Annotated in this window: 11 protein-coding genes and 1 pseudogene; 9 read left to right on the top strand and 3 right to left on the bottom strand. The window is 66.0% G+C overall.

Going from position 1 to position 10,854, the window contains the following annotated elements; translation table 11 throughout:
• Nucleotides 1-673 precede the first annotated feature (673 nt).
• The 6 genes and pseudogenes from RWR81_RS10565 (at nt 674) to RWR81_RS10540 (ending at nt 6,769) form a co-directional block, all read left to right on the top strand.
• Complete coding sequence (locus RWR81_RS10565) at nt 674-1,393, top strand: ABC transporter ATP-binding protein (protein WP_314457571.1); 720 nt, start codon at nt 674-676, stop codon at nt 1,391-1,393.
• Nucleotides 1,390-2,781: an FtsX-like permease family protein gene (locus tag RWR81_RS10560; protein ID WP_314457569.1), complete on the top strand. Its 1,392-nt coding sequence runs from the start codon at nt 1,390-1,392 to the stop codon at nt 2,779-2,781. Before RWR81_RS10565 ends, RWR81_RS10560 begins: the two co-directional genes overlap by 4 nt.
• Nucleotides 2,782-2,977: 196 nt before the next feature.
• Nucleotides 2,978-3,966, top strand: a pseudogene (locus tag RWR81_RS10555) (IS481 family transposase).
• A gap of 175 nt (nt 3,967-4,141) precedes the next feature.
• The gene (locus tag RWR81_RS10550) at nt 4,142-4,627 is read left to right on the top strand and encodes a helix-turn-helix domain-containing protein (RefSeq protein ID WP_314457568.1); all 486 of its coding nucleotides are present in this window, start codon (nt 4,142-4,144) and stop codon (nt 4,625-4,627) included.
• 105 nt (nt 4,628-4,732) lie between these two features.
• On the top strand, nt 4,733-6,046 hold the full coding sequence (locus RWR81_RS10545; RefSeq protein WP_314457567.1) for a histidine kinase: 1,314 nt from the start codon (nt 4,733-4,735) through the stop codon (nt 6,044-6,046).
• A 3-nt stretch (nt 6,047-6,049) separates the two neighbouring features.
• Nucleotides 6,050-6,769, top strand: coding sequence for a response regulator transcription factor (locus tag RWR81_RS10540; RefSeq protein WP_314457564.1), 720 nt, complete (start codon nt 6,050-6,052; stop codon nt 6,767-6,769).
• Here RWR81_RS10540 and RWR81_RS10535 read toward each other — a convergent pair.
• A complete protein-coding gene (locus tag RWR81_RS10535; RefSeq protein WP_314457562.1) occupies nt 6,758-7,408 on the bottom strand; it encodes a DUF6796 family protein in 651 nt (216 codons plus the stop codon). The two genes, RWR81_RS10540 and RWR81_RS10535, sit on opposite strands and share 12 nt — an antisense overlap.
• 135 nt (nt 7,409-7,543) lie before the next feature.
• Here RWR81_RS10535 and RWR81_RS10530 point away from each other — a divergent pair, with 135 nt between their 5' ends.
• Nucleotides 7,544-8,293 carry a TetR/AcrR family transcriptional regulator gene (locus RWR81_RS10530; RefSeq protein WP_314457561.1) on the top strand — a complete coding sequence of 250 codons (750 nt, stop codon included), beginning with the start codon at nt 7,544-7,546 and terminating at the stop codon, nt 8,291-8,293.
• Between the two features lie 204 nt (nt 8,294-8,497).
• A complete protein-coding gene (locus RWR81_RS10525) occupies nt 8,498-9,277 on the top strand; it encodes a transposase family protein (protein ID WP_314457559.1) in 780 nt (259 codons plus the stop codon).
• On the opposite strand, the gene RWR81_RS10520 is transcribed toward RWR81_RS10525, so the two are convergent.
• Nucleotides 9,229-9,774, bottom strand: coding sequence for a hypothetical protein (locus tag RWR81_RS10520; RefSeq protein ID WP_314457557.1), 546 nt, complete (start codon nt 9,772-9,774; stop codon nt 9,229-9,231). The genes RWR81_RS10525 and RWR81_RS10520 overlap by 49 nt on opposite strands.
• Before the next feature lie 574 nt (nt 9,775-10,348).
• Here RWR81_RS10520 and RWR81_RS10515 point away from each other — a divergent pair.
• Nucleotides 10,349-10,768, top strand: a complete 420-nt coding sequence (locus RWR81_RS10515) for a hypothetical protein (protein ID WP_314457555.1) — start codon at nt 10,349-10,351, stop codon at nt 10,766-10,768.
• A gap of 9 nt (nt 10,769-10,777) precedes the next feature.
• Here the strand turns inward: RWR81_RS10515 and RWR81_RS10510 are convergent.
• Nucleotides 10,778-10,854, bottom strand: a 77-nt coding sequence (locus RWR81_RS10510) for a uracil phosphoribosyltransferase (protein ID WP_314457570.1), incomplete at its 5' end; no start/stop codon positions are given.

Genomic DNA, 10,854 nt, shown 5'->3' with positions numbered 1-10,854 from the left:
ACCGGGACGAGCATGAGCAGGGCCAGGGCGAGGATGCGGCGTGAGGTGTTCATGCCTTCCACTGTCACGAGCCAGTCCTAGAGGAACCACAGGTGGGCGTGAGAATTCTCTTAGGTTGAATAGCTTAGCGAAACAGTCTTATTTATAGGCCTTTGGTGGTGGTCGGAGGTGCTGCTCCTGGTCGGGGACATTTCTTCGCGGCCGGGGACATCCTGCGCGTGCGGGGACAGGATTTCCGTCCCCGACGGCGTCGAACGCCCCCGCCCGGAAGGACGCGCACCCGACCGCGCGGAATGTCCCCGGCCGCGTTGTCGCTGGGCGGGGCCTTGTCATCATCTGTGGACAGTTCGGGGCCTGAGGGTCTGGGTACCGGGTCGTTGTCCTAGGTTGAGCCGCGGGCGGCCGACGGCGTCCAGTGGTACCGGCGGATTCACAGGTGAGAGGACGGCGCAGATCCATGGCAGTTCGACGTGAACGGACACGGCCGAATCGGTCGGCTCAGCCGGTACGGGGACGCACAACCGGAGACCTCGGCGACCTGTGCGGCGCGGGTCGGGCGGGTGGTGGTGCCGGTGCAGCTGGTGCTGACGTGAGTGCGGGCAGTTTCAACTGTAGTGGCGCCGTCGGCAGGACCGGTGACGTCGCCGGCGCGAGCGCCGTTGGCCTGCCCGCTGTGGAGGCACGCGATCTGCGCAAGTCCTTCCCGGCCCCCGGCGGGGAGCCGATTGAGATCCTGCACGGCGTCTCTTGCGCGATGATGCCGGGGCGGATGACGGCGCTGGTCGGTCCCAGTGGTTCGGGCAAGTCGACGGCGCTGCTGTGCCTGGCCGGGTTGGAGGCGGCGACGTCGGGGCAGGTCTCGCTCATGGGATGCGACCTCGGCGGGCTCCCGGCGGCGCGAGTGGCCGAGCTCTACCGGGACCGGGTGGGCTTCGTCTTCCAGGCCTACAACCTCCTGCCCTACCTGACGGTGCGGGAGAACCTCACGATCTCCGACACCCTGGCCGGCCGGCGCCCCGAATCGGCGCGGGTACGGGGAGTCCTGGCCGGGCTGGGACTTGAGGCGCGCGCCGATGCGGTCGCGACGACGCTCTCGGGCGGTGAGCAGCAGCGCGTCGCCCTGGGCAGAGTCCTCTACCGCCGCCCACCGGTCGTCTTCGCCGATGAGCCCACCGGGGCCCTGGACACCCGCTCGGCCGCCTTCGTCCTGGCCGAGCTGAGGCGCCTGGCCGACGACGGGGCCGCCGTCATCCTCGTGACGCACGACCTGGGGGCCGCGGCCCTGGCGGAGACCGTGCTCATCATGCGCGACGGCCGCATCGTCGACCACCGCAGCGGCACCACCCCCGACGAGCTGCTGGCCGCCGTCAACCAGACGGGAGCTGCGGCATGACCCGCTACACGCTGCGCGCCCTGGCCGCCCAGTGGCGGGCCTGGTCGGGAACGGTGGCGGTGCTGGCCCTCGCCGCGGGGCTCGTCAACGTCTGTCTGGTGCACCGCATGACCGTCACCCGGCCCGACGTCGTCGCCGCGGCGCGGGCGGCGGGCGTGAACCCGGCCGAGCTCACAGTTCCGGGCGTCTCGGTCGCCTTCTACACGGCGATGGTGGCGGTCCCGGTGGTGGCCGTCGTCGGGCAGTCCTGCGTGCAGGCACTGCGCACGAGCTGGGCCCTGTGGCGGCTCGCCGGCGCCCTGCCCCGGCAGGTTCTCTCCGCCGTCGTCGCCACCGTGGCGGTGCTGGGCCTGGTGGCCTGCGCGCCCGGGATCCTGCTGGGGCAGGTGGCGGCCCAGTCCTTCGCCTCGGTGCTCACTCGTCTGGCGGCCGCGCGCATGGGGCGGATCGAGGTTGCCCAGACGCCGATGACGCTGCTGCTCACCGTGGCGGTGGTCGTCTCCATCGCGGTCCTGGGAGCGGTGGGGCCGGCGTGCGCCGCGGTGAGGACGCCTGCGGTGGAAGCGGTTCGCGACGCCGTTCCGACCGGGCGGCGCCGCATGGGTGTGCTCCGGTGGGTCGCGGCCGGGCTGTGGGCGCTCATGTGTGCGGGCCAGTTGCTCATTGCCTTTCTGGCCCCGCCTGGGAGGATGATCAATGGATGGCCAACCGGCGGTGGCCAGGCGACCCTGGCGTCCTTCCTGCTCGCGGTCCTCGTGGTGCTGCTGGCGCCGGTGCTCATACCGGGGCTGCTGCGGCTGGGGTCGGCGCCGTTGGCGCGGCTGGGTGGGTCGTGGCTTATCGCGCGCCGCTCGGCGCTGTGGCGCAGTACGTCGGCGGCGAGTGCCATCGGCTTACTGGCCCTGGCGATCTCCTTCACTGCGGCGCTCACGACCAGTCTCGCCACGGGGCAGGCGGTGGTGGATGCGGCCCACCTGAGCGTGACGATCAACCAGGAGGACTCCCTGGTCCTGGCGGCGATCCTCGGGACGATGGCGCTGCTGGGAGCCGTGGCCGTCGTCGGCATGTCCTCCCGGTCCCGGCAGCGTGAGCTCGCGGTGCTGCGCTGCGCCGGGAGCACGGTACGCGGCGTGCGACGGCAGGTGGTCATCGAGGCGGGCCTGTACGTGGGGACGGCCTTGGTGATCTCGATTGTGCCGCTGGTGGTGACGACGATCGGCGAATCCTTTTTCTACGCCAGGGCGGGGCTTCCGCTGGTGGTGCGCCCCGGCATCGGGCCGGTGCTGCTGGTGGCGCTCCTGTCCTTCCTGGCCCTGACCATGGTGCTGCTCGCTCCGGTCCGAGGCGCTTGGCGGACCCCGATCGGCGCCGTCCTGGCGGCCGAGTGACGATGGGCCCGAGGTGGGAGTGGGGAGGGAATGAGTCGCCGGCTGCCTGGAATGAGCGGATGCACCTTAGGTGTACTGATCGGGAGGGTTGGTTGAGGGGGTGTGATCTGAGTCTTTGAGGTGAGGAGAGCGCCTTGGGCTGGTTGAGTGGAGGTGTTGCAGCTTCCATCAGCCAGACTCGAAAGGTTCTCTCCTCATGTCTCACGCTAACGCAGCCTTGACCCCGCGTGCTCGCGTGAGGGTCGCCCGCCCGGTGGTCGAGGAGGGCTGGCCCGTCAGCGAGGTTGCTGCCCGGTTCCAGTGCTCATGGCCCACCGTCAAGCGCTGGGCCGACAGGTACAGGGCCGGCCAGCCCATGACCGACCGCTCCAGCCGCCCACGCTCGTGCCCTCACCGCACACCCAAGGCGGTGGTCAAGCGGGTCGTCTCGCTGCGCATGCGCCTGCGTGAGGGCCCCGTCCAGCTTGCTGCCCGCACCGGGGTCGCGGCCTCGACCGTCCACCGCATCCTGCGGGCCGCCCACCTCAACCGCCTGTCGTACACCGACCGGGCCACCGGTCAGGTCGTGCGCCGCTACGAGCACCCCTACCCCGGATCTCTTGTCCACGTCGACGTCAAGAAGATCGGCAACATCCCCGACGGTGGTGGATGGCGCTACGTCGGTGCGCGCCAGGGCGCGCGCAACCGCGCCTCCACCCCCGGCAAGGCCCGTAGCCCGGCCAGCCGCAGACCGGTGATGGGCTACGCCTGCGTGCACTCGGTGATTGATGACTACTCCCGCGTGGTCTACAGCGAGATCCACGACGATGAGAAGGCGATACCGCTGTCGGCGTGCTCCAGCGCGCGGTGTCATGGTTCAGCGCACGAGGAGTCAGGGTAGAGCGAGTCCTGTCCGACAACGGTTCTGCCTACCGCTCCCAGGCCTGGCAAGCCGCCTGTCAGCAGCTGGGCATCAAGGCCAAGCACACCCGCCCCTACCGCCCCCAGACCAACGGCAAGATCGAGCGCTTCCACCGCACCCTGGCCGACGGCTGGGCCTACGCCCGCCACTACACCTCCGAGACCCAACGCCGCCAGGCCCTACCCGCATGGCTGCACCTCTACAATCACCACCGACCCCACACCGCCACCCAAGGCCACCCACCCATCACCCGCCTAACCAACCTCCCCGATCAGTACACTTAGGCCTCACGGACTGTATCCGCGAGGTCCGTAGTCGAAGGCTAAGGTGCGTCCGCCTGAGCGCTCGCAGAAGCGACAGCCCTCGCCTTGTGTCGACGCCTGCTGAGGTCTACACTCAAATCGCTCAAAACGATCAACTCGAAAACAGTGAACGAACAGTAGGGTAACGGAGCGCATCATGACTATGACAAGCGAGAGCAAGACCTACCTTCCTGAGGAGGACGTCACTGGGCGCTTCGCCGAGCTGGTGACGGAACTTGAGGCATCCTCCGGTGCGGCGCTGACCATCAATGGTGAGACGATTGGGCTCCCTCCCGCGGTGGCTGAGGCCCTTCTTCAGGTCGTGGATGCGATGCGTCGAGGTCTGGCTGTCACGGTGGCGCCGCAGGACCAGCGTCTGACGACGCAGGAGGCGGCTGACATGCTGGGCATCTCGCGGCCGACGCTGGTCAGGATGTTGGAGGCCGGCGAGATCCCGTTCGAGAAGGTCAGACGGCACCGGCGCTTGTTCCTCACCGACGTGCTGGAGTTCCGTGAGCGTCAGCGTCGGGCAGCGAATGAGGCCCTGTCGGACATGGTGGCCGACGCTCAGGCGATGAGCGCCTACGACGACGACCCTGGCGAGGCGCGCCAGGTCCTCAAGGACCTCCGCTCCCAGGACTGACCCATTCGGTGTTCGCCGTGACCGTGCCTGGCGGCCCGCGGACTGCGGCCGGGACTCAGATCTCGGGGCGTAGGGTACGGACGCAATGGGGAGGGAGGGACGCTGGTGTCCGGTGAAGAGTGCGACTCGTCGTCGGCGATGAGGATACGGGTCGACTGGCGGACGCTGGGGGAGTGGGTGCGCCAGCCGGCGCCCGCGCAGCCCGGCCCCGGCATCCTGTCCACGCTGCTTCTCATCCTGTGCGCCACCTACCAGGGCGGCATGATCGGCAGCGCGGTGCTGACCGGCCGCGTCGGCGACGGCGGCCTGGTTGGGGGGATCGCCCCGACCAGAATCGGATTCACGGTTCTCATCCTGGCGGCCATTGGGTCGACGGCGCTCCTGACTGCGCGGCGCAGGCACCCGCTGGCGGTCTTCCTGACCGAGTGCGCCGTGTACGTGGCGGCCTCGACACTGGGGCTCAACAACTTCTTCCTCGTCCCGGTGCTGGTGGCGCTGGGGAGCGCGGTGAGCCGGCTCCCGCTGTGGCAGCACCTCGCGGTGATCGGTGCGGCCTGCCTCATGGCGACGGCCAGCGCCGTCCTGGTGGCCCCACCTGGGATCCTGATGGAGGAGTGGCTCAGCCAGATGGTCGCCGTCCTGCTGACGGCCATCGTGGCGATGCTTGCGCGCAGCGTCGCGAACTGGCGGGCGGCGCAAGCCGATGCCAAAGCTGAGCGGGAGCGCTTCCGGGTGCTTCGGGTTGAGCGCGATCGCGCGGTGAGCCGGGCCGGTATTGCCGCCGAGCTGCACGATTCCGTGGGGCACGGCCTGACCACGATCATTGCTCTGTCCGAGGGGCTGGCCGGCAGCGCCGATCCGGAGGTCGATGAGGCGCTCGGCGGCATCAATGAGGTTGCGCGGGAGTGCCTGGAGCAGACGCGCCGGGCGGTCAGGGCCTTGGCCGACGGCGAGGGTGAGTCGGCGGAGTCACCGAATCGGGACGGCGCCGGGTGCCGGTCCTGGGATGAGATCAGGAGTGTCGTCGGCAGGGTCAGGTCGCTGGGCGTCACGGTCGTCTTCACCGAGACCGGGCAGCGGGCCGACGACGCCGGGCAGGCCGACCTGTGCTTCGCTCTCACCCGGGAGGCACTCACCAACGCAGTGAGGCATTCCCCGGTGCTGTCGCAGGTGCAGGCCTCCTGGGACCACGGCGAGTCGGCGGTAACGGTGACGGTTCGCAACGACGGCGCCTTGGGTGACCGTGGCGGGGAAGACGACGAATGCCGTGGTGGCCGTGGTAGGTCTGCGGAGGGAACCGGTCTGCCGCGGCTGCGCCGCCGGGTCGAGGCGGCGGGAGGCTCGCTGGAGTGGGGATTCGAGGCTGACGGCGACTGGCTGGTGACGGCGACGGTGCCGAGAACTCACGGTGAGGGCTGAGGCGTGGGCGCGGAATCGGAGGGGCTGAGGCCGACGTCGGTCATGATCGTGGACGACCAGCGCTACGCGCGCCTGGGGCTGGCGCTCATGATCCGCAAGGCGCCGGACCTGCGTGTGGTGGCGGAAGCCGGTGACGGGCAGGAGGCGCTGGAGGTCCTGGAGCGGCTGAACCGGTCAACGGGACTGCCCGATGTCGTGCTCATGGATGTGCGCATGCCGGGCATGGACGGGATCAGCGCGACCCGGGCGATGGCGCGGCGGTTCCCGACGGTGAAGGTGCTGGTGCTGACCACCTACGACGAGGACGACTACGCCTTCGGGGCGCTGGAGGTGGGGGCCTCGGGGTTCCTGCTCAAGGACGTGCGCGCGGCGCAGCTGGCTCAGGCGGTGCGGGCGGTGGCGCAGGGCGATGCCGTGCTTACGCCGCGTGTCACCAAGGAGCTCATTGCACGAGGGGTTCCGCAGACGCTGTCCGGTGCGCAGCGCAAGGGGCTGCGGGAGAGGTTCGGGGCTCTGACACCCAGGGAGCTCGACGTGGCCCGGCTCATCGCGGAGGGGATGTCGAACGAGGAGATCGCCGAGCGGCTCGTGCTGCAGCCCGCCTCCGTGCGCCGCAACGTCAGCCGCATCCTGGCCAAACTCCACCTGCGCGACCGCGTCCAAATCGCCGTCGCCTGGTACAAGGATGCCGAATGGTCTGAATCGACTCGTTCACCTGCGTGACGACCTGAGGCGCAGCCAGTAGAGCAGGTAAGACGTCATGAGCAGTCCCAGCCAGAACGATGAGACGAACACCGGCATGATTGCTTCTCTTGCGCCAGGAGCAACAGTTCTTAGAAGTATGCTGACAAGGAGTCCAGTTACTGGGTTGATAAAGGCGAAATACCGGGGATACTCCGTTCTGCCTGAGATGACACGAATGAATATCCAGGCGAAGATCACCAGGAACGCCGCCATGAAGATTACGCCGAAAATATCTTTGATGGAAGTGAAGTGCTTCAGCAGATCTCGTAGTGTCTGCTTCGTCGGATGGTCGGCTGTGGCGTAAAGAGCTGCGGTCTTTGCGAACGGAAAGTATATGCTGTGCATATAGATGCATACTGTGCTAAATGTTACCGCCATGAGTACACCGAGTGTGCGGCTCTTCAGTGGCTTGCTCAACAGGAGGGAGCCGCAGGAGAGTATCGGAAATAGGAAAAGAACGAACGTGGCGTAGTATACCTTCCAGGCGGCGATTCCGATAAGCGACTGCCAAAACGAGTCGCCAAACATGTTGAAGATGTTGATCGCCAGGTCGGCGACATAAATCACCCATGTGGCGATAATGGTGCAAATACTTATCAGTTTGGCGTGTCTCTCCATTGAGGTCTCCTGAATGTGGTGGCTGTGGGTCGAGTGCGCCAGGAGCCGTCGCGTGACTAGAACACCGATCTAGTGTTCCTTGCCGCAAGACTAGAACAGTGATCGCCATGCGTCAACATGCTCTACCCTGGTGTCATGATGAAGCCGAAGGCTCCCACTGCAAGGCGTGTCGGTCTGAGTCGGGAGGTCATCGTCGAGCGGGCGGCGCAGCTGTCGGAGGGTCGGGGAATCGAAGGGTGGTCGATCCGCGATATCGCTCGCTCGCTCGATGTTGTTCCTTCCGTGATCTATCACTACTTCCCACATAAGGATGATCTGTGTGCGGCGGTCGTCGAAAGTGTGTGTGCAACGGTGGACGTTCCAGACGGGAGTCTTAACTGGAAGCAGTGGTTCACGGTCTTACTTGCGCGTTTCCGTCCCGTTCTCCTACGTTATCCGGGTGTCACCGAGCGACTCTCCGTCGGAGAATTCGGGAGAGCCTTTCTCCCCATTATTGACGCGGCCTGCAAGAAGTTGATGGAAGCGGGCTTCGCCGATCTCACGCCGCTGGCCTACTCAATGATAGTGAACGTGGCGATGTCCACCATCAGTGCGCGGCATCGGCGTTCACCACCCGGTCGAAGCGGACAGAACGGTACGGCGGTTGTACTTGAGCGCTTGAATGCTATGGTGGGGGAATCCGAAGGTCTCGACTACCTGGTGAAGAACTATTTCGAACCCATGTCACACCAAGATCGTGAGAAGAGGATCGGTGAAGAGTACTATGAGTTGGTTATCGCATCCTTGCTCGACGGGATTGAGCACGTTCTGCTCCCACGGGCGGCGGAGTGCGATTCCAAGAACGCCCCCAACATTCAGTGTAGATCATCGCGCACAGAGGTCTGAAGTTTGATGAGAAAATCTTCAGTGAAGTTTTCTCGCTAGAGTCTTTGTGGAGGGTGAGGGTGGCCATCAAGGCTTATTCATGGAAGGTTATTCAGGGGAGTGTGCTGGGGTTTGGGTGGGTGTGTTACGTAGGGGTGATGGCTCGTTCCTGTGGGAGAATTCTTGTCGCCAGACAAAAGCCCCATAAGGAAACGAGCCATCACAGTGAAGTATACCACTGGGCTGAGTGCCCATCAGTTCGCCCAGCTGACCCAGTGGATCACCCAGAGCAAACCGCTCCACACCGTCCCCACGATCCTCGGGGTTACCGGGTCGCTGCAGGCGACACTGATCTACCTGCGCCACAACCTTCCCCAGGCCGCCATCGGTGAGCTGCTCGGCGTGTCCCAGCCCACCGTCTCTCGGGCGGTCAAGGCGCTGACCGAGCTGGTCGCCCGCGCCCTGGAGGGCTACCTCATCACCGCCGAGGATGTCGTCCCGGGCCTCGACTACGTCCTGGACGGCACCCTGATGCCCTGCTGGAGCTGGAAGGCCCACCCCGAGCTGTGGTCGGGCAAGCACAAACGCACCGGGCTCAACGTCCAGGTCCTGGTCACCCCGGCCGGTCGCCTGTTGTGGGTCTCGGACCCCTGCCCGGGCTCGACCCACGATGTCGCCGCCCTGGACGCCTCCGGCCTGCTCGAGGGCCTCGACGTCAGCGGATGGGTCGCCGACAAGGGCTACGTCGGACGAGGGATGATCACCCCACCCAGGAGGCCGGCTGGGAAAAAGCTCTCCGACATCGCCAAGAAGGTCAGCCGCAGCATCAGCCGAATCAGGTACGTCGTCGAGCAGGTCAACGCCCACATCAAGACCTGGAAGATCCTCAAGGAGGACTACCGACGCCCCCTGAACACATTCCCGCAAACCATCACAGCCACCCTCATGCTCTACACCTACACCACCACCCCCAGAATAACCTTCTTCGAGTCGTGTTTCGGATGATGATTCAGAGTCGGGGTCGAGTCCTTCTTGTCTTCCTTATAGGTTCCCCAACCGTCTTTAAAGTACATGGTCCTGAGGTCGGTGTCGGCTCTGGAGCCTCCGTCCAGGATGAGTGTTTCCCCGCTATCAATGTTAATAACGATGTTATACAGGCAGATGTAGCGTCGACCGTCTCGTGTCAGGGTGAGTTCATTGCGTAGAAAGGTGAAGGTCGATGCCTCTCCCGTCCCGGGGATGTCGCGTGACCACTTCTGCTTCTGGTTCGCATCCCAGGCGGTGCACTTGTCGCTCGAATTGCAAAAGATGACGATGTCGCTGGCGATCAGTGCCGAGTTCCCGTCGCCCCAAGGGGCCGAGGAGATATTCCCGGATCTCACGTCGATCAGAGTGGACTTGTAGATGATCGTGTTGTCTCCCCACGTCTGAAAACCGGGAATGGAGGCGTTGGTGGACATCAGGTCCTCATCGTTGAGGGTGATCTGCCACGCCTTCTTCATGTCATTACCCAGAGGGGTGTGGCCAGTCAGGGTGGCGTCAGTCCTGTTGAATGTGAGGAAATGATCGCCGACAACATACGGCTCCAGGTTGGCAGGGACGTCGGCGCTCCATGCCTGGTCGGCTCCCTTGCTCCAGGAGTTCGAGAGGGCAATGACCTGAGAGCTTGAATAGACGTCTCTCGCCGACAGAAGTACCAGGCCGCCACGCCGCCACCGGCCATAAGCAGGACAATCGGCAGAACCACCGCGAGTACCTTGAGGCCCCGCCTCTTCTTAGGCTGTGCCGGCGGCACGTACATCGTGCGCCGTGCGCCGTCGTCGCGACCTGGCCATGCCCCAGCACATGGCCCGACGGCATCCCGGCTCGGACCCCGGGCGGCATCGCGGGCCACTGCCCCATGGGCTGAGCCGCGGACTGCATCGAGGGCGACGAGTGGATCTGCGCCGACGGAGGCAGCGCCACCTGCTGATCCGCCTGAGAAGGATCCTGCGGGAGCGGGCTCTGCTGGGATTGAGCCGCCGTCGTTCCATAACCCTGAGGGGCGGTAGCCTGAGTCGAGGTCCCCTGCGAGGGTTGTGCCCCCGCTGTTCCCACCGCCATCGTTGGCGCCATCGCGTCTATCTGTTCCAGGGCCTGCGCCTGTGCCGGCTGCGCCTGCGGTATCGGCGGCCCTGCGAGGGGCGCGCCCCGCCCGGCCTGGCGCGCCAGCACCTCCTGGACGACGACGTCGTCGGACCGCTCCAGCACCGCACGGACCTGGGGTGGGATCGACGGGTTGGCCGCCAGGATCGCGTGCAGGTCGGGGCGGGCGGCGGCGATCCGCTCAAGGTCGTAAGACGAGGCGAACCGGTCGGCTGCCGTCGTGGCGTCATGGCCCTGGGGAAAGGGGGAGTACCCCGTCGTCATGACTTTCTCACCTGGCCCGAGCCCACAGACATCGGTCCGACAGCGCGCAGCTGCGCCGCCGACGCGAAGTGGTGGGCCTGCAGATGAGCCGGCGTTTCAGTCGACGATGCCGTAAAGGCGGTCCCCGGCGTCGCCGAGCCCGGGCACGATGTAGGCGTGCTCGTTGAGCCGCT

The organism is uncultured Actinomyces sp. (assembly GCF_963526355.1).
Lineage (GTDB): Bacteria > Actinomycetota > Actinomycetes > Actinomycetales > Actinomycetaceae > Actinomyces.
Note: the sequence above shows the minus strand (reverse complement) of the source record. Positions and strands in the feature narration are given on the sequence as shown.

Excerpts from the sequence above, each read along its gene's own strand:
- RWR81_RS10560 (WP_314457569.1), top strand. The coding sequence starts at position 1,390 with ATGACCCGCTACACGCTGCGCGCCCTGGCCGCCCAGTGGCGGGCCTGG.
- RWR81_RS10550 (WP_314457568.1), top strand. The coding sequence starts at position 4,142 with ATGACTATGACAAGCGAGAGCAAGACCTACCTTCCTGAGGAGGACGTC.
- RWR81_RS10535 (WP_314457562.1), bottom strand. The coding sequence starts at position 7,408 with ATGGAGAGACACGCCAAACTGATAAGTATTTGCACCATTATCGCCACA.
- RWR81_RS10530 (WP_314457561.1), top strand. The coding sequence starts at position 7,544 with ATGATGAAGCCGAAGGCTCCCACTGCAAGGCGTGTCGGTCTGAGTCGG.
- RWR81_RS10520 (WP_314457557.1), bottom strand. The coding sequence starts at position 9,774 with ATGAAGAAGGCGTGGCAGATCACCCTCAACGATGAGGACCTGATGTCC.